Below are 17785 nucleotides of genomic sequence, written 5' to 3'. Positions count from 1 at the left end.
GCGGGAAAGTAAATGCCAGGATCTCCGGTGCTGTCAGGAGCCTTCCGGGACCGGGGAGTTGGAGCACCAGGTGACCGTCCACGACATCGCCCCCGAGGACGCCCTCGCGTCCTTGCGCACCGCCGCCCGGGCCCGGGCGGCCGCCCGCCACCCCGGCCCGCTGCCGCCCTGGTACCCGGCCACGGCCGCCGGGCTGTTCGGGGCGGGCTTCGTACTGCTCGGCCTGTCGGCACTGCTGCCGGAGCAGCTCTGGCTGCCGGCCGCGACCCTTCAGCTGGCCGCGGCGCTGCTCCTGGTCGGCCACGTGGCGCTCGGCCGACGCGTCGAGCACCGGCCCGGCATCGTCCCCGCCGTCCCGTCCCCGGCCGTCCACCTGCTGCCACTGCCGGCCGCCGGGGCGCTCGCCCTGCCGTTCGGCTGGGCCGGCTTCCTGCTCGCCCTCGGCGCCACCGGCGGCCTCGTCCACTTCCTGGTGCTGCGCCGCAAGCGGGCGCGGGCGGGTGCCAGATGAGCGCCGACCGGCCGGTGGTCCCGGCCTTCGACGAACTGATCCACCAGCCCACCCGGCTGGCCGTGGTGGCCTTCCTCTCGGGCTGCGCCGAGGCGGAGTTCCGCGCGGTGCGGGAGGGCTGCGGGGTGTCGGAGTCGGCGCTGAGCAAGGTGGCCGCCACCCTGGAGGCCGCCGCCTACCTGCGGATCCGCCGCGGCTACGTCGGCAAGCGCCCCCGCACCTGGCTGCGCCTGACCCCCGAGGGCCGCCACGCCCTGGCCTCCCACCTCGCCGAACTCCAACGCATCGCCGCCGACGCCACCGCCCTCGGCGCCGCCCTGGAAAAGGACGCGGCCCAGGCCTGACCGGCCTGGCAGGATCTCCGTGGTCGAAGATCCTCTTCGCGCCGGAACGGAACTCACCAAGGGGGCATGCCAGCGGTGGCAGATCTCAAAGTCACCTACGACGCGACGGCGGACGCCGCGTACGTCTACTTCACCGATCCGCAGGTCCAGGCCCTTTCCTCGCACACGTACCCCTGCGATCCGGTGGCGGTCGACGGCATGATCAACCTCGACTTCGACGACCAGGGCCGCCTCATCGGCATCGAGATCCTGGACGCCCGCGCCAAGCTGCCTGCGTACATGCTCGACTCGGCCGAGCACCTGGACGCCGACGGCGCCTGAACCGGCTGCCAGGGAAGCACTCGCGCAGACGTCGGCCAGGCCGACTTCTCATGCAGAGGGCGGGGCCGTGGATCCACGGCCCCGCCCTCGGGCGTATCGCGCTCACGCCTTCACACCGAACGGTTCCGGCGTCGGCGCCGGGGCGCACTCGCACCAGACCACCTTGCCGACCCCGCCCGGTCGCGGGAAGTGCCCCCACCCGGCAGCCAGGGCCTCCACCAGCAGCAGCCCGCGCCCACGCGTAGCGGCGGGGTCGGGCCGCTGGGGAACGGGCGGCCGGTCGCCGGCATCGTGCACCTCGATGCGCAACCGGATGGCGTTCAGGTCGAAGGACACCCAGATCAGCCGCCCGGGCAGACCCGAGTAGAGGACGGCATTGCCGACCAGCTCCGAGGTGAGCAACTCGCCGACCTCGCGGTAGCGGTGGCCCTCCGGCACGGTGGCGAGCAGTTCGCGCAGCATCCGCCGCGCGAGCAAGGGAGAACGGTGGGAACGCGGGAACCAGCAGCCCCGGGCGACGCTGGGGCCGGCGGGCTCGTCGGTTTCAGGCATGGCGGAGAGACCTCCGATGGGGGTTGGGGATCGGGCAAAGGAATGCCCGGCAGTCGATAGCGGAGAGTGTTCATCTCATCGACCGTGAGTAGCATGCGCCCAGCGAAAGATCGTTAGCAAGATTTCTCTGCGGAACATTTTCCGATCTTGATTCACGAGTAATGTGGCATCAGTTCCGCTTCCATCACGTGGAGTTGATCACATGGGCCAACCGCGCCCCTCGGTCCGCCGTCGCCGCGTTGCGAGCTTGCTCATCCGCCACCGCGAGGCGGCAGGCAAGACGCCGGACGAAGCCGCGCTGCGCATCGACTGCCATCGATCCAAGATCAGTCGGGTCGAGAACGCCTGGCTTCCGGTCTCCAGCAGCGAGTTGCGGGATCTGCTGACGTTCTACGGGGTGGACGATCCGACGTACGTGGAGGAAGTGGTCGCGCTCAACCGCCTCTGCTCCGAGCGCGGTTGGGCACAACGGTTCGACATCACGCCACCGTCGTACGTCGATTACATCGACTACGAGGAGAGCGCCAGCCACATCCGCTCGTTCCAACCGATGATGGTGGCAGGGCTGTTGCAGACGGCGGACTACGCGCGAGCCGTGTACCGGGCATCGCCGTTCGACATCTCCCGGGAGCGCATCGAGGAGCTCGTGGCCGTTCGCCTGGAACGGCAGAAGGTGCTGGATCGCGCCGAGCCCCCGCGATTCAGCGTGATCCTGGGAGAAGCCGCGCTTCGAGGGCACGTAGGCGGCGTGGATGTCCTGCGGAAACAGTTGGACCATCTACGGGAGTTGGGCGACCGCCCGAACATCGAGCTGCAGGTTCTGCCGTTCAGTGCGGGAGCCCATGCCGGGATCATGGGCTCGTTCGTACTCTTCGGCTTCTCCACCACGGCCTTCTCCGATGTGGCGTGCGTGGAGCACCAAGCAGGCATGATCTACATGGAGGAGCCCGAGGAGACGTCTGCCTATACGCTCACCTTCGACTCGTTGTGTTCGAGTGCGTTGAGTTCCTCCGAGAGCCTCGACCTGCTCACCCGGGTCATACGAGAGCTGTAGCCGTGCCAACCGGAGGTACTGAAGGTGTCCACTCCCGATCTCAGTGGTGCGAACTGGCGAAAGAGCTCGTTCAGTGGGGAGACCGGGGCCTGCGTCGAGGTCGCGGACGGGTTCCCGGGAGTGCTTCCCGTCCGGGACTCCAAGGACCCGCAGGGGCCTGCCCTCCACTTCACCGCCGACGCCTGGGCGGCATTCATCGCCGCCGTTCGCGCGGGAGACCTCCGCCCGGGGCACTGACTCCCAGCAGATCGGCGACCCACGCCTCGGCCGCCGCCGACAGCGCATCCCACACGCCGCCGTCCCGGAGCGCGCGCAGCCGCCAGCGGGCCGCGATGACGGCCGCCAGGGCGGCCAGGTCCACCGGGTCGGCGGCGGCGTAGTGCGGGACCGTCGTCGCCCACCGGTGCGCCCCCGCAGCACTGTGGCCGGCGGCGATCAGGCGGGGCACCAGCGAGGCGGTGTCGACCCAGGGAGCGGCCGGGGCCGGCCAGGACCAGTCGATGACCCGCACCCGGGCGCCGTCGACCAGGATGTTCGGGCCGGTCATGTCGGTGTGGGCCAGCGTTTCACCCGCCACCGCGTCCGACACCCGGCTCTCCAACTCCCTGAGTCGCTCCAGGTGCTCGGCCTGCCACGGTGTCAGGCCGCCGGTGGCCGCGATCTCGGACCACAGCGCCGACCCCGCCCACCGTCGCGCGAGGCTGAACGTCTTCAGCGCGGGCGCCGGGGTCAGCCGGTCTGCGAGGCCGGTGAGCGTTCCGGCGATCATCGGCAGGTCGGACGAGCCCGGGGACAGGTCGGCGTGCCGCCCGGGTACGTACTCGAACGCGGTGACCAGCCAGCCGTCGGCTTCCTCCTGCCACAGCAACGCCGCGCCGATCCCCTTCACCGCCGGTGCGGCCTGGGCTTCCTTGCGGGCCATCCACAGGTTCGGACTGTCCAGCCGCGCGGCCTTCACGAACAGGCGGCCCGTGTCGGCCTCCAGGGCGGCGGCGAACTCGGCGACCTCTCCGGCGTCCGGCACCGTCACCCTGGTGACGGTGCCGCAGCGCCCGCCGATCAGGTCACGGACTTCGGCGGGCAGGTCGGCCCACTGGTGGCGCATGGCGCTTCCTCAGGATCGGGCCGGGGCGGACGAGCCGTCCGCCCCGGCCGGAGGTCAGTTGGAGTTGTGGCAACCCTGGTGGCACTGCGAGCAGCTGCCGCTTCCGCTGCTGTCGGATCCGTCGCCGCCGCTGCCCTCGGAGCAGTCGGCGGCCGAGGCCCACAGCTCGGCGTCCACCTGGTAGCCGACCTCCGCGAGCGCCGCCATGGTGGCGGCGACGCTCGTGCCCTTCACCTGGTGGTCGCCGTCCTCCGGATTGTGGTGGAGGAACCTGCCCGCGACGCGGTCGCAGAACCCGGCGTACTCGCGGGTGTACGCCAGGAAGGCGTGCCACCCGTGGTCGACCAGCCGCGACGGCGCGAGCCGGGCCGCGGGGTTGGCGGCGCAGGTGGCGAGGAACGCGAGCGCCTGGTCCACGACCCGCTCCGCGAGCTGCTGCTCCATGGCCTGGTCGTGGGCGACCCGGTGGGCCAGGCGCCCGAACAGGGCGTCGTCGACCAGGGCTCGTCCTGCGATCCGTTCGGTGCTCACGGGGCTCATGCTGTGCTCCCTCGTTCGAATCGGCCGGTCACACGGAGGGGTGGACGACCGGGTGGTTCGACGGTAGGGAGTGAGCACGTGGACGCTCAACGCGATTGCGGGTGATTGCGGGCCGTCAGCCGAGTGCGGCGATCGCGGAGGCGATCAGTGCGCGGGCCCGGGCCCCGTGGACCGCCATCTTGGCCAGCTCGGCGAAAGCCCGGTGGTAGTCCGCGAGTTCGCGTGGCTGGACGACGTTGATCCCCGCCGTCAGCGTCTCGACCGACGCCTCCTGGCCGTCGAACAGGTAGAACGCCTCCAACGGCCAGATCCGGCGCCGCGCGGTGAACGGGATGATGCCGAGGGAGACGGATGGCAGCGGCATCACCGCGAGCAGGTGGCCGAGTTGGCCGGCCATGGTCTCCGGGTCGCCGATGCGGTAGCGCAGGACCGCCTCCTCGGCCAGCACGACGAAGCGGTGGTTGCCCTCGTGCAGCAGCCTGCCGCGCTCCAGGCGGGCCCCACCGCGTCGGCGACGTCGTCCGGCGTGCCTTGGAAGTCCGTGATGCTGCGCATGAGTGCGGTCGCGTACGCCTCGGTCTGAAGGAAGCCGGGCACCACGTTCGAGACGTAGGCCCGGCATGTCGCCGTACTCGTGTACTGGGCCAGGGAGTCCTCCTGCACCTGGCGCATTCCGTTGCGGTGGAGCTTGCGCCACTCCTGGTACATCAGCTCCACCGCGCGCGAGGCGGCGATCAGGTCCGCGGCCTGCCCGTCGGCGCCGCAGGCCGCGCACCACGAGCGGATGTCGCCCTCGGAAGGGACGGACTTCCCGCTCAGGATCCGCGAGGTCTTCGACGGATGCCACTGGCACCGGGCGGAAAGCTCCTTGCCGTCGATCCGGGCATCCAGCATCAGGTCACGCAGGCGAGTGGCTACGGCGGCCCGAGCCGCTTGGGCGCTGGAGGACGGGGATACGGCCATGGAGTGCCTGCTCAGTGCCTCAGCGGTCAAACGGCGTATCGGTCGTGCGGGACGGCCGGCGAGCCGTCCTTGCCGGTCTCGGGGTCGATTCCGATGAAATCTAGCTCCATGGCGCCCTCCCGCATCAACCCAGTTGCACACAGTTGCGCCTGAACCCTCACGCGTGGACTGGCAAACCGTCAAGAGCGCACGGTAGTCGGGCAAACGCACATCGTTGCAGGACTGCCAGCTCTTCACATCGAAGATTCGACCGCTTCTGCGCAGGAAGTCGGCCCGGCCGACTTCCTGCGCAGAAGATCCGGGTCATATTGCTGTTGCTTCGGCGGCTCCGGCCAACCTTGGCCGGGGCCGCCGTTGCTTTGCGCTTCCCAGAAGAGGGGTGGGTGGGCAGGCCCGCGACCTTGGGCGGGGGCCTGCCCATCTTGATCATTCGTTGGTTCCTGCATGACCTCCTCGCCGCTCCCTCGGGCGGCTCGGAGTTCTGGGCGTGGTTTCGTCTTCGGCTGCACTGCGTCCCCGCACGGGGTCGATGGGGCAGCCTCGGCGAACGGGCCGGGGGCGGACGGGGGTTCAGCGGGGGCCGGGCCTTAGGGGGGAATTGGGGTTCCGGCGGCGCGTCGGGGCCTGGCCGTCCTTCGCAGGTTGGATCTTGATCCCGTTCCCGGGCCGTACGTGGTGCGGGTACGCAGGACCAGAGACTGGAGGCACTCCGAGGCACTGACGACAGAGGACTGGCATGGTTCTGCGAGACGGGCGAGCGACTTCCGTGATGACGACCGGGGCGGTGGCCGCCGTGCTGGCGGCGCTCACCCCCGCGACGGCGTTCGCGGCGGACGAACCGCCGCAGGCGTACGCGCGGCAGCAACTGCGGTGGGAGCGCTGCGATGCGGAGCACCCGGCGGCGTTCGAGTGCGCGAAGGTCACGGTGCCGCTGGACTACGGCGACCCCGACGGCCGGACGATCGACATCGCGGTGTCGCGGGTGAGGGCGGGCAGCGCGAAGGAGCGGCACGGCGCGCTGCTGATCAATCCCGGGGGCCCGGGCGGCCCGGGGCTGACCATGCCCGTGGAGATGGAGCCGCTGCTGTCGGAGCAGGTGCGGGCGCGCTTCGACCTGGTCGGGTTCGACCCGCGCGGGGTCGGGCGCAGCGCGCCGATCGGCTGTGACCTGACGGAGGACGAGCGCGGCGTCCAACACCCTTACGCGGCAGGGACGTTCGTGAAGGACGTGGCGCGGGCCCGGTCGGTGGCCGACAAGTGCTGGGCCAAGGCGGGGGACGTGCTGCCGCACATCACCACCCGCAACACGGCCCGGGACATGGACGTCATCAGAGCCGCCCTGGGTGAGAAGAGGATCTCCTACTTCGGGTACTCGTACGGCACGTACCTGGGCGCCGTCTACACCCAGATGTTCCCCCGGCGCGCGGACCGGTTCGTGCTCGACAGCGCGCTCGACCCGGCGCTCGCCTGGCGGGAGTCGTTCCGCGGGTGGTCGGCGGGGGCCGAACTCGCCTTCACCCGCTGGACGGAGTGGGTCGCGGCCCGCGACGCCTCGTACGGGCTGGGCGCCACGGCGGCGCAGGTCCGCACGGCGTACTGGGACCTGGTCGCCCGCGCCGACCGCACGCCCGTGCCGACCGCGGACGGGACGGCGCTGGACGGCGACGCCATCCGGTCCGGGTACGCCGCGTTCGTGCACGTCGAGGCCGCCACCCACTGGATCGTCGCACTGAGGGCAGCGGCGGCGGGCGGGCCGGCGGCCCCGGCGGTGCCGGCGGGCGTCGCCTCGGACAACGCGGCCTCCGTCACCTGGGCCCTCTTCTGCGGCGACACCCGCAGCTGGCCGCGCGACCCCGAGCAGTACCGGCGGGACGCCGTCCGGGACCGGGCCAGGTACCCGCTGGCCGGCGACCTGGGGGCCACCGTCCAGCCGTGCGCGTTCTGGAAGCGGCCGGCCGCCGAGCCGGCCACGGTGGTGGACAACGAGGTCAATGCGCTGATCGTGCAGAACGAGTGGGACCCGCAGGCGACGCTGGCCATGGCCCGGGGCATGCGGCGGGCCCTGCACGGCGCGCGGATGGTCACGGTGGCCGGCGGCGAGGGCCACGGCGTGGTGGTGGCGGGCCCGTCCTGCGCGGACGACAGCGTCAACCGCTACCTGACCACCGGGCGGCTGCCCGCGAAGGACCTGACCTGCGGAGGCTAGCCGGCGGGACGCCCGGCGACGGGACGTCGGCGGGGCTGGGCGGGATTGTCGGAGGAGGGGAATATCGTCCGTCCTCGTCCACCGTGTCGATCCGGCGCCGCGCCGTTCGACCTTGGAGTGGAAGGGGCCGGCAGGCGGCCCCGTCGAGGAGGTCGAGATGGCGAAGTACATGCTCATCATGCGGGGCACCGACGAGTCGACGGCGACGATGATGGCGACGCCGTTCGAGGAGATGCTGGAGACCGTGGGCCGGTTCAACGAGGAGCTGATCCGGGCCGGTGTGCTGGTCGCCGCCGAGGGGCTGGACGATCCGTCGCAGGGCGTGGTGGTCGACTACAGCGGGGAGACGCCGGTGGTCACCGACGGCCCGTACGGGGAGACCAGGGAGCTGTTCGGCGGTTTCTACCTGATCGACGTCGCCTCGAAGGAGGAGGCCGTCGAGTGGGCCCGGCGGATGCCCGCGATCCCCGGCTCCAAGTGCGAGATCCGCCGGGTGCCGGGCATCGAGGAGTTCCCGCAGGACAACGAGTGGATCGTCAAGGAGCGGGCCTGGCGCGAGCGGACCGGCCAGCTCTGATGCCCACACCGACTGACGGCCCGCCGGGCGCGGAGGCCGCCCGGCGGGCCGTCGAGGCGGTGTGGCGGATCGAGGCGCCGCGGATCGTCGGCGCGCTCGCCCGCTGGACCGGGGACTTCGCGCTGGCCGAGGACGTCGCCCAGGAGGCGCTGGCGGAGGCCCTGGTCGGCTGGGCCCGCGACGGCGTCCCGGCCAGCCCGGTGGGCTGGCTGCTGGCGACGGCGCGGCGCCGGGCCGTGGACGCCTTCCGCCGCTCCTCGGCGCTGGGCGAGCGCTACGCCGCACTGGCCGGCCCGCTGGCCGAGGGCGAGTTCAGCACCGGCGCGGCGGGCGCCCCGGCCGGCCCGCCGGACCTGCCGTTCGACCCGGACCGGGTGGACGACGACGTGCTGGCCCTGATGTTCACCGCCTGCCACCCGGTGCTCTCCCCCGAGGCCCGGGTGGCGCTGACCCTGCGGGTGGTGGGCGGCCTGTCCAGCGAGGAGGTCGCCCGGGCGTTCCTGGTGCCGGTGCCCACCGTCCAGGCCCGGATCACCCGCGCCAAGAAGACCATCGCCGCCGCCCGGGTGCCCTTCGGGCTGCCGCCCCCGCGGGAGCGGCGGGCCCGGCTGGGCGCCGTGCTGAGCGTGCTGTACGTGATCTTCACGGAGGGTTCGACGGCGACGGCCGGCGAGGACCTGCTGCGCCCCGACCTCGCCTACGAGGCGGTGCGGCTGGCCCGGATGCTGGCCGCGCTGCTGCCCGCCGAGCCGGAGGTGCACGGGCAGCTGGCCCTGTTCGAGCTGACCGCCTCGCGCTTCCCGGCCCGCACCGGGCCGGACGGGGAGGCGGTGCTGCTGGAGGACCAGGACCGGCGGCGCTGGGACCGCTCGGCGATCCGCCGCGGCCTGGCCGCGCTGGGCCGGGCCGCCGCCCTGGGGCGGGGCCTGGGGCCGTACGGGCTGCAGGCCGCGATCGCCGCCTGCCACGCGGGGGCGGCCTCGGTGGCGGACACCGACTGGGAGCGGATCGTGCTGCTCTACGAGGCGCTGGGCCGGGTGGCGCCCTCGCCGGTGGTCGAGCTCAACCGGGCGGTGGCCGTCGCGATGGCCGAGGGGCCGGGGCCGGCGCTCGCCCTGGTCGACGAGCTGGTCGTCTCCGGCCGGCTGTCCGGCTCGCACCTGCTGCCGGGGGTGCGCGGGGAGCTGCTGACCCGGCTCGGGCGCACCGCCGAGGCCCAGGCCGAGCTGGAGCTCGCCGCCCGGCTGTGCCGCAACGGGCGCGAGCGGGCGGTGCTGCTGCGCAAGGCCGCCGCCCTCGACGCCGAAGGGTAACCGGACGGCGACGCACGGGAGTTGAGTACGGGAGCGGATTGCGGGGCGCAGCGGTGCCGGGCCAGGGTGTGGTCCGGCACCGCGATCCCGCAACCCCCGCGTAAGGACCGAGAGGACCCACCGGCCGGTGAACAGCTTCACGTACGTCCTGGGCCATCTGCTGAGCCTGCCCGGCAAGGCCCTGGAGGCGACCCGCCGGGCCTGGCCCACCGACCGGCGGCTGCGCGCCCTGGCGGACTCCCCGCCGGCCCGGGCCGCACGGGAGGCGGAGCGGCGGCGGATCGAGCGCACGGTGGCGGCGCTGGGGGCGGTGGCGGGGGTGGAGCACCTGCTGACCCGGATCAGCGACCACTGCGACCGGCCGCAGGCCTTCGACATCCACGCCCCCGGCCCGCAGGGGCGCCTCGCCCTGGTCTGCCGGATGCGCGCGAGCGCCTACTTCGCCACCCGGGAGGACCTCACCGTGCTGCTGCCCCGGATCGAGGCCGCAGGCCTGGACGCGGGCCTGGCCGCGTGGGGCTCCCCGGGCGAGCGGACCGGCACCGTCGAGTACGCGCTGCGCTGGGAGGGCGCCGAGCGCGCCGAGGACGGCTGGCGGGTCGACCCCGACGGCTGGCGGATGACCGGCCCCCACCTGAGCAGCCCGGACGCCGCCCTGCACTGGGACCTCAGGGACTCCGCCACCCTGCGCCCGGACCCGCGCTGGGAGCGCGTCGGCAGCCGGGTGCGCCTGGGCAACGAGCAGAGCCCGCCGGAGGCGGACGCGGCCGAACTGCTGCGCGCCGCCCGGGCCGGCGGGCGCGGCCTGGTCCTGCAGCTGGACCTGCGCACCGACTGGCGCGCGGCCTGCACGTACTACACGGTGCGGCGCGGCGGCCCGGCCTGGCGCGGGCGGAACCAAAGCGGGAACAGCGGGAACAGTGGGAACAGCGGGCACGGGCCCGCCTGACCGTACGGGGCCGCGAGAGCCGTACGGTCGGGCGGGGTCAGCCGTTCAGCACTGGGGGCGGCGGCCGTGGTTGGCCCCGCGCCTGGCCCGGGCCTTCTTCTTGCGGCGGCGCTTCGACGACATGGCGACTCCTCTCGCAACCGGCCCCGAGGCTCCCCGGGTCTCCCCCGGTCTTCCACCGTTCCACACCCCGCCCGTCCCGGCCCGTCGAGCGGGCCCCGCACCGGGCCCCGCACCGGCCCCGACGGACGGCCCCGCCCCGGCAGACGACCCCGCCCCGGCGAACCGGCCCGATGATCACCGGCGGGGAGCTGCCGCGCCGCCGGCCACCGGTCGGTGGCCGCGAAGGCGGGCAGGAGCAGGCAGCAACAGCCAGGAGAAGGCAGCGGCGGACAGCACACCAACGACCCTGCGGTGCAGCGCCCTTGGGGCGGTCTCTAGGGTGGGCGGCATGAAGCCCGCCCTGGCCCTCGCCGCCGCCCTGGCCCTGTCCTCGGCCGCCGTTCCCGCCGCCGCCGCGGCCTCCCCCGCGCCCGACCCGCTGGAGCGTTTCCAGCACCAGAACCTCACCTGGTCCCCGTGCCAGGATGCGCAGTTGGCCGCCGCCGGCGCCCAGTGCGCCACACTCACCGTCCCGCTGGACTACCGCACCCCGCAGGACGGCCGCACCCTCGCGCTCGCCGTCTCCCGGATCCGCGCCGCCGACCCGGCCGGGCGGCGCGGCATCCTGCAGACCAACCCGGGCGGGCCGGGCAACCGCGGGCTGGACCTGCCGGTGGCGCTGCGCGCCCGGCTGGCACCGGCCGCGGCCGCCCGCTACGACCTGATCGGCATGGACCCGCGCGGGGTGGGCGCCAGCGGCGGCCTGGACTGCGGCCTGAACCGGGGCAGTTGGCTGCGCTCGGTGGGCGGCGACCTGTCCGGCTTCCCGGAGGCCTGGCGGCTGGCCAAGGCCGACGCCGACGCCTGCTGGGCCAAGTACCCGGACCTGCTGCCGCAGCTGACCACCCGCAACACCGCCCGGGACATGGACGTGCTGCGCGCGGCCCTGGGCGAGCAGCGCACCTCCTTCTTCGGGCAGTCCTACGGCGGGCTGCTGGGCGCGGTGTACGCCCAGCTGTACCCGCAGCGGGTGGACCGGCTGGTGCTGGACAGCGCGCTGGATCCGGCCCGGTTCGGGGTGGGGGCGTTCCAGGACATGGGCGCGGCCAACGAGCGGGCGCTGGACGACTTCGCCGCCTGGGCGGCGCCGCGCAACGGCACGTACGGGCTGGGCGCCGACCCGGCCGCGGTGCGGGCCACCGTGGAGGGGCTGGTGCGCCGGGCCTCGGCGGCGCCGATCGCGGTGGACGGCTTCCGGCTGGACGGCGCGCTGCTGCCGTTCCTGCTCTCGGTCTGCCAGGGGGACGACCGGGACAGCGCCGACTACGCGGACGTGCTGCGGCAGTTGCTGGACGCGGCCGACGGCAAGCCGGTGCAGGTGTCGCCGGCGCTGCACGAGCTGCTGACGAGCGTGCTGGCCCCCGACCCGGGCGCCGGGGCCGATCTGGCGGGCGCGATGGCCTACCTGTGCGACGACGTCGCCGCGCCGCGCTCGCCCGGGTGGTACCGCGCCGCCGTCCAACGCGCTCTGCCCGCCGAGCCGGTGTTCGGTCCGGTGTTCAACGGTCCGACCCCGTGCGCGAGTTGGCGCAGCGCCCCGCAGGAGCCGTTCGTCCGGGTGCACAACGCGGTGCCCGCGCTGCAGATCCAGGCCACCGGTGACACCCACGCCCCGTACCCGGGCGCCCTGGCCCTGCACGCCCGGCTGACCGGTTCCCGGCTGCTCACCGTCCCCGGCCGGGTGCACACCGTCGTCCTCAACGGGTACAGCGACTGCGCCCAGCGGGCGGTGGACGCCTACCTGTCGGACGGCACGCTGCCGGGCGCCGACGCCTCCTGCTGAGCCGGGCGGGCGTGTGACACGGGGGGTGTGGGCCGCGCGGCCCGCACCCCCTGGCACGTCACGGGCGCCCGTTACTGGCCGACGCGGCCGTCGACGCACTCGCGCAGCAGGTCGGCGTGGCCGCAGTGGCGGGCGTACTCCTCGATGCGGTGGACCTGCACCTCGCGGACCGAGAGCCGCTGCGCGCCGAGGCGCTCGCCGAGGTCCGGGTGGGCGGCCAACTCGGCGTCCAGGGCGGCCTGTTCGCGGGTCAGGTCCTGCCAGGCGGCCTCGACCAGGGCGGGGTCGGGCAGGGCGCCGTCGAAGTCGGCGTCGCGCGCGCCGTAGAGCTTGGGCAGCGGCTCGCCGTCGGTGATCCAGTTGCGCCAGTCCCGTTCCGCGCGGGCCAGGTGGCGTACCAGGCCGAGCAGGGACATGGTGGACGGCGGGACGGAGCGGCGGGCGAGCTGCTCGGCGTCCAGGCCCTCGCACTTCATCCGCAGGGTGTGGCGGTAGTTGGTGAGGTAGTCCTCCAGGGTGGCGGCTTCGCCGTCCGGGGAGGGGCCTTCGCTGTTGCGGGGGTCGTCGGCCGGGTCGGCCCACATGTCGGGGTAGACGGTGGCCTGGGTCCAGCGCTCGGGTCGCTCAGTGGTCATCCGGGCATCCTCACCCGCAACGGGCCGCTCCCGCCACCGAGTTAGCCCCGGTACGCCCGCTCGGGCGTCGGCGGATGCCGGGCGGGCGGCGGGTGCCCGGCCGTCGGGGGCCGCCCGGCGGCCGGCGCCTGCGCGAGAAGAAGGAGACGGCGGCGGGGGTCGTGGCCGTCCGGGCCGGGCCGTTCTGGTCGTGGGTCGGGTCCACCGGTGGCTCCTTCTGCTTCGTGGGCGGATGACGTCCCGTCCTGCACCTTAGCGAGCCGTACGGCCGTCGGTGGCCGAGGTCTTCCTGACTTGACATCCTCCCCGCCTTGAAGGACGGGGATTCCTGGCTCACGCTGCCGCAACGTCCATCGGACTGTGCGGGCTTCCACGATCAACACCAGCCGGGTTGAGACCAGCCCGGACGAGCATCACGCGGGCGGAGTTCTTGTCGCGGGGCGACGAGACTCCGCACGCGGTGCACGTATAGATCCTTTCGGACAGGGGGAGACGGTGCTTGGCTCTCACACCGCAGTGCGCGCAATCCATCGTGGTGTACGCGGGGTTGACGAGGTGCACGCTTCGCGCATGCTTGCGGGCCTGCTCGATCAGTGCTGTCTTCGTCGCGCCGATTGCCGCGTCGGCGGCCTTGCGAGCCATGGTGGTCTTAGCCAGGAACTTCGGCTTGAAGTCCTCCACGGCCAGGGCGTCATGGTCGCGGACGACGGACTTGGCCCACTTCCGGGCGGTATCGATCCGCTGGTCGGCGATCTTCCGATGCACCTTGGCGGCCTGCCGCTGGGCCTTTCGATAGCCCCGCGTCTGCGCCTTCCCCTTCGGCTGACGCCTGCGGGCCATCTGTCGCTGGTAGTGCGCGAGCCGCTGCGCGCAGGTCCTCCCGTGCTGAGGGTGTGGCAGGTCGTGGATGTCGCTGGTGGTGGTGGCGATCTCCCCCACGCCCCAGTCGATGCCCACCACCGCGCCGGTCCTCGGCAGCGGCTCAACTGTGGCGGGAACGACGAACGAGCAGTACCAGTGCCCGAGAGCGTCCTGGAACACGCGCACCGAGGACGGATCAACAGCCAGATCGCGGGACCACACCACGGTCAGGACGATGCCACCCGCCAGGTGCAGCCGTCCGTCCTTGATCCGGAAACCGCGCCGGGAGTAGTTCAGACTGGGACGCGAAGCGCGCTTCTTCCTCGGCCGGGGCATCCCCGCCCGCTGATGATGCGGCAGTCGCGCCCTGACATCTTTGAGTGCCTTCGCGCGGGCCTTCGCGAAGTCCCGGATCGTCTGCTGCTGCGGCACCGACGCACCCTCACGCAACCACGCCGTCGCACCGCGGGCCTCGGTGAGGAGCTTGTCAAGATCGGCCGGACCACACGTGCGCCTCCCAGCACCGCTCCGGTTCGCCATGTGAATCCTGCGGGACATGTGAACGCACTCGTTCCACAGCCACCGGCACCGGCCCCACTCCGCTTCCAGCAGCCCGGAAGCGGTCTTCGACACACGCAGGCGGAACGTCCACCGGGCATGGCCGGCCTCTCCCGCGATCTGTTGTGCCGTCATGACTCAAAACCTACCGGACCCCACTGACAACGAGAGAGGCCAGAACCGATACGCAGAGAACTCCGCCGCTTCGCGGCTTCGAGTCAAGGACCCATTCCTCCCCGCCCTGAAGGCCGGGGCTTCCTGGGAGAAGTCCCGTGATCCTGACCTCGCGCCGGGGTGTTCAGCCGCGCGCCGCCGCCCGGAGGTGGCCGAGGAAGCCCGTCACCGCGGGCGTCACCCGGTGGCCGCGGCGGGTGGCGGTGCAGACCCGGCGCACCGGGGTGTCCTGGGGGTGGAGCGGGATCAGGACGACGTCCGGGCGCACCGCGCGGGCGGCCAGGGAGGGGATCAGGGTGGGTCCCAATCCGGCTGCGACCAGGCCGAGTTTGGCGGTCCAGGCGGCGACGGCGTACTCGATCCGGGGCCGGAAGCCGCTGCGCAGGCAGGCCGCGAGGAGGGTGGTCTCGGGGTGGCGGCGGGCCGCGATCCAGGGTTCGTCGGCGAGTTCGGCCAGTCGCAGGCGGCGCCGTCCGGCCAGCCGGTGCCCGCGCGGCAGGGCGACCAGGACCGGGTCGTCCAGCAGCGGGTGCAGGTCGAACCGTTCGGTGTCGTAGGCGTCTTCGGGGCGTTCGGCGTAGGAGGCGACCACCGCGAGGTCGATGGCGCCCTCGGCGAGCCGCTCCAGCAGGTCGGCGGTCAGCCCCTCGGTGAGGGTGGTCTCCACCTGCGGGTGGGCGGCGTGGAAGGCGGCGAGCGCGCCGGGGACGAGTGCGGCGTTGGCGCTGTCGAAGGCGCCCACCCGCAGGCGTCCGGCGCTGAGTTCGGTGAGCGCCACCAGGTCGCGCCGGGTGGTGTCCAGGCGCTCCAGCAGGGCTTCGGCGTGCGGGAGCAGGGCCCGTCCGTGTTCGGTCAGCCGCACCCCGCGGGCCAGCCGGTCGAACAGCGGGGCGCCCAACTCGGCTTCCAGGGTGGCGATCTGGCGGGAGACGGCGGACTGGGTGAAGCCCAGGCGCTCCCCGGCGGCGGTGAAGGAACCCAGGTGCGCGACGGTGCGGAAGACGTCCAGCCAAGCCATGTCCATTACGCATGGCTATCATGCGGGACATTCGTTTGTCGCCTGGCTCCTCGGTGCCTAGCGTGATGGCCATGGAAAAGATGGAGAAGATCGCCTTTCTGGGTCTGGGCCGGATGGGCCTGCCGATGGCCCGCCGGCTGGCCGCCGCCGGCCACCCGCTGACCGTCTGGAACCGCTCCCCCGGCCGCGCCGGGGACCTCACCGAGGCCGCGAGCCCGGCCGAGGCCGTGGCGGGGGCCGACATCGTCGTCACCATGCTGTCCGACCCCGGGGCCGTGGCCGACGTCGCCGGGCGGTTCACCGCGCACCTGGCCCCGGGCACGCTGTGGATCGAGATGTCCTCGATCGGCCCGCGCGCCGTCGCCGGGCTGCACGCCCGACTGCCCGACGGGGTGGGCCTGGTGGACGCCCCGGTGGTCGGCAGCGTGGGCCCGGCGGCCACCGGCGACCTGGGCGTCTTCGCGGGCGGCGAGGACGCCGACCTGGACCGCGCCGAACCCGTGCTGGCCCGGCTGGGCCGGGTCCGGCGCTGCGGCGGCCCGGGGACGGGGGCGGCGCTGAAGACCGTGGTGATCTCGGCGATCGTGGCCTCGGTCACCGTGCTGGGCGAAGTGGTCGCGGTGGCAGAGGAGTTGGGCGTGCCGCGGGAGGAGGCGCTGGAGGTGCTGGCGGCCGGGCCGCTCGCGGGGGTGGTGGCCCGGGCGCGCAGCACCGAGTCGGACTTCCCGGTGCGGCTGGCGGCCAAGGACCTCGCCCTGGCGGGCGACGGGCCGGTGCTGGCGGCGGCCCGGCGGGCGCTGCTGGCGGACCCGTCGGTCGCGGAGCGGGACCTGTCGGCGGTGGTGGGCGCGGCGCGGGGTTAGCGCGCGCGGGCCGGGCCCGGTCGCGCCGGGCCTGGCCTCACCGCGCCCGGCCCGGTCGCCGCGTCGACGTGGCGTTGATCGGTTGTCAACCGGACGCTGATGTCCTGCCCTGCGTCCGCCCGCACCTCCGCGGGCGGCCCACCGAGCGCAGGAGATGCCCGTGTCCCAGACGCCCACCCGCACCCCCCGTCCGACCACCGGCGGCGCCCGCCGCCGCACCCGGCCGGCGGCCCTGGCGCTCGCCGTCACCGCGATATCCGCGAGCGGCGCCACGCTGCTGGCGGCGCCGGCGAGCGCCGCGCCCGCCTCGGCCGCGAACGTGGTCGAGCAGATGGTCACGATCCAGGACCACCAGGACCACCACGCGCTGGCCAGCTCCGACGGCGAGGGCTCACGGATCATCGCCCGCGGCTACCAGGACGCCTCCACCTCGTTCTGGATCTCCAACAAGCCCGGCGGCCGGGTCGACTTCGTCCGCAACGTCAACGGCACCGAGCGCGTGCTGGAGATGGACAGCCGGGACAACCGGTCCACCCAGTTCATCCACTGGTGGGCCGGCGACAACCAGCAGTGGACCCTGGAGAACGCCGCCGAGGGCGGCACCTACCTGCACAACGCCGCGACCAACGGCTGCCTGACCTACCACGGTGTCGACCAGGAGGTCACCGTCGAGGGCTGCAACGGCAGCATGTCCCAGCGCTTCGACATCACCGGCACGGGCGGCGGCACCGACCCGGGCACCGGCCCGGTCACCTCCGACCAGCAGCGCTTCCTGGACCGGGTGAACGCCCTGCGCGCCCAGTACGGCCGGGCGCCGGTGCGGTTCAACGCGACGCTGTCCCAGTCCGCGCAGTGCAACGCCGACCAGATGAACCAGCGCCGGGTCTCCGGGCACTTCTGCAACTCCTCGGACATCGCGCGGGGCCTCGGCTACAGCTGGCGGGGCTTCGGCGAGATCGCCTTCTACGGGCCGACGAACATCGACGCGGCCGTCGACGGCTGGATCAACTCCCAGCACCACCTGGACATCATGCTCGACGGCAACTACACCGAGGTCGGCCTGGCCCGTACGGGCTCGGCCTCCTGGAACGCCGACTTCGGCGTCCGCTGACGTCCACCGGGGCCGCTCCCCCGCCCGGAGCGGCCCCGGCCCCGGGCCACCCCACCCCGCCCCCGCCTCGGGCCACCCCGCCCCGGGCCGCCCTCCCCGCAGCCCTCCCTCCCCGCCGGTTCCGTCAACTGCCGCCGCCTCGTCACCCGATCAGGGGGGCTGGTGTGCGTACTGGGACAGGAGGG

General features: G+C 73.4%; 18 protein-coding genes and 1 pseudogene. 12 read left to right on the top strand and 7 right to left on the bottom strand.

Features of this window, described 5'->3' with window-relative positions; all coding sequences use genetic code 11:
• Positions 1-70: 70 nt before the first annotated feature.
• The 3 genes from ACIP4P_RS26500 to ACIP4P_RS26490 all read left to right on the top strand — a co-directional run bounded on the left by ACIP4P_RS26500 (position 71) and on the right by ACIP4P_RS26490 (position 1176).
• Positions 71-511, top strand: coding sequence for a hypothetical protein (locus tag ACIP4P_RS26500; RefSeq protein ID WP_400922453.1), 441 nt, complete (start codon positions 71-73; stop codon positions 509-511).
• Positions 508-855: a transcriptional regulator gene (locus ACIP4P_RS26495; RefSeq protein ID WP_400922451.1), complete on the top strand. Its 348-nt coding sequence runs from the start codon at positions 508-510 to the stop codon at positions 853-855. The genes ACIP4P_RS26500 and ACIP4P_RS26495 overlap by 4 nt, the downstream gene beginning before the upstream one ends.
• Positions 856-930: 75 nt before the next feature.
• Entirely contained in the window at positions 931-1176 is a 246-nt protein-coding gene (locus ACIP4P_RS26490) for a DUF2283 domain-containing protein (RefSeq protein WP_400922449.1), read from the top strand.
• Positions 1177-1278: 102 nt separating this feature from the next.
• Here the strand turns inward: ACIP4P_RS26490 and ACIP4P_RS26485 are convergent, their stop codons facing one another.
• Complete coding sequence (locus tag ACIP4P_RS26485; protein ID WP_400922447.1) at positions 1279-1728, bottom strand: ATP-binding protein; 450 nt, start codon at positions 1726-1728, stop codon at positions 1279-1281.
• A 202-nt stretch (positions 1729-1930) separates the two neighbouring features.
• Between ACIP4P_RS26485 and ACIP4P_RS26480 the strand changes: the two genes are divergently transcribed.
• Together ACIP4P_RS26480 and ACIP4P_RS26475 are read left to right on the top strand one after the other, a co-directional pair.
• The gene (locus tag ACIP4P_RS26480; RefSeq protein ID WP_400922445.1) at positions 1931-2782 is read left to right on the top strand and encodes a helix-turn-helix domain-containing protein; all 852 of its coding nucleotides are present in this window, start codon (positions 1931-1933) and stop codon (positions 2780-2782) included.
• Between the two features lie 24 nt (positions 2783-2806).
• Positions 2807-3019: a DUF397 domain-containing protein gene (locus tag ACIP4P_RS26475; RefSeq protein WP_400922443.1), complete on the top strand. Its 213-nt coding sequence runs from the start codon at positions 2807-2809 to the stop codon at positions 3017-3019.
• Here the strand turns inward: ACIP4P_RS26475 and ACIP4P_RS26470 are convergent.
• The 3 genes and pseudogenes from ACIP4P_RS26470 to ACIP4P_RS26460 all read right to left on the bottom strand — a co-directional run bounded on the left by ACIP4P_RS26470 (position 2976) and on the right by ACIP4P_RS26460 (position 5321).
• The gene (locus ACIP4P_RS26470; protein ID WP_400922441.1) at positions 2976-3887 is read right to left on the bottom strand and encodes a hypothetical protein; all 912 of its coding nucleotides are present in this window, start codon (positions 3885-3887) and stop codon (positions 2976-2978) included. The genes ACIP4P_RS26475 and ACIP4P_RS26470 overlap by 44 nt on opposite strands.
• Positions 3888-3941: 54 nt before the next feature.
• Positions 3942-4427, bottom strand: coding sequence for a glycine-rich domain-containing protein (locus ACIP4P_RS26465; protein WP_400922438.1), 486 nt, complete (start codon positions 4425-4427; stop codon positions 3942-3944).
• Between the two features lie 115 nt (positions 4428-4542).
• Positions 4543-5321 (bottom strand): annotated as a pseudogene (locus ACIP4P_RS26460) (DUF5753 domain-containing protein).
• An 838-nt stretch (positions 5322-6159) separates the two neighbouring features.
• Here ACIP4P_RS26460 and ACIP4P_RS26455 point away from each other — a divergent pair.
• The 5 genes from ACIP4P_RS26455 (at position 6160) to ACIP4P_RS26435 (ending at position 12380) form a co-directional block, all read left to right on the top strand.
• Complete coding sequence (locus ACIP4P_RS26455; RefSeq protein WP_400922436.1) at positions 6160-7596, top strand: alpha/beta hydrolase; 1437 nt, start codon at positions 6160-6162, stop codon at positions 7594-7596.
• Between the two features lie 157 nt (positions 7597-7753).
• A complete protein-coding gene (locus ACIP4P_RS26450) occupies positions 7754-8173 on the top strand; it encodes a YciI family protein (RefSeq protein WP_400922433.1) in 420 nt (139 codons plus the stop codon).
• Entirely contained in the window at positions 8173-9486 is a 1314-nt protein-coding gene (locus ACIP4P_RS26445) for an RNA polymerase sigma factor (RefSeq protein WP_400922431.1), read from the top strand. The genes ACIP4P_RS26450 and ACIP4P_RS26445 overlap by 1 nt, the downstream gene beginning before the upstream one ends.
• A 127-nt stretch (positions 9487-9613) precedes the next feature.
• The gene (locus ACIP4P_RS26440) at positions 9614-10435 is read left to right on the top strand and encodes a hypothetical protein (RefSeq protein ID WP_400922429.1); all 822 of its coding nucleotides are present in this window, start codon (positions 9614-9616) and stop codon (positions 10433-10435) included.
• Between the two features lie 451 nt (positions 10436-10886).
• A complete protein-coding gene (locus ACIP4P_RS26435) occupies positions 10887-12380 on the top strand; it encodes an alpha/beta hydrolase (protein ID WP_400922426.1) in 1494 nt (497 codons plus the stop codon).
• Positions 12381-12451: 71 nt separating this feature from the next.
• Here ACIP4P_RS26435 and ACIP4P_RS26430 read toward each other — a convergent pair whose 3' ends face one another.
• From ACIP4P_RS26430 to ACIP4P_RS26420, 3 genes are all read right to left on the bottom strand, one after another.
• Positions 12452-13015, bottom strand: coding sequence for a DinB family protein (locus tag ACIP4P_RS26430; RefSeq protein ID WP_400922424.1), 564 nt, complete (start codon positions 13013-13015; stop codon positions 12452-12454).
• Positions 13016-13348: 333 nt separating this feature from the next.
• Positions 13349-14569: an RNA-guided endonuclease InsQ/TnpB family protein gene (locus ACIP4P_RS26425; RefSeq protein ID WP_400922422.1), complete on the bottom strand. Its 1221-nt coding sequence runs from the start codon at positions 14567-14569 to the stop codon at positions 13349-13351.
• Positions 14570-14732: 163 nt separating this feature from the next.
• Entirely contained in the window at positions 14733-15632 is a 900-nt protein-coding gene (locus ACIP4P_RS26420; protein ID WP_400922420.1) for a LysR family transcriptional regulator, read from the bottom strand.
• Between the two features lie 65 nt (positions 15633-15697).
• Between ACIP4P_RS26420 and ACIP4P_RS26415 the strand changes: the two genes are divergently transcribed.
• Together ACIP4P_RS26415 and ACIP4P_RS26410 are read left to right on the top strand one after the other, a co-directional pair.
• Positions 15698-16489, top strand: coding sequence for an NAD(P)-dependent oxidoreductase (locus ACIP4P_RS26415; RefSeq protein ID WP_400922419.1), 792 nt, complete (start codon positions 15698-15700; stop codon positions 16487-16489).
• 160 nt (positions 16490-16649) lie between these two features.
• Entirely contained in the window at positions 16650-17600 is a 951-nt protein-coding gene (locus ACIP4P_RS26410; protein WP_400922417.1) for a CAP domain-containing protein, read from the top strand.
• The last annotated feature ends 185 nt before the right edge of the window (positions 17601-17785 follow it).

Origin of the sequence: Kitasatospora sp. NPDC089509, assembly GCF_044749365.1 — a bacterium.
Classification (GTDB): Bacteria; Actinomycetota; Actinomycetes; order Streptomycetales; family Streptomycetaceae; genus Kitasatospora.
Note: the sequence above shows the minus strand (reverse complement) of the source record. Positions and strands in the feature narration are given on the sequence as shown.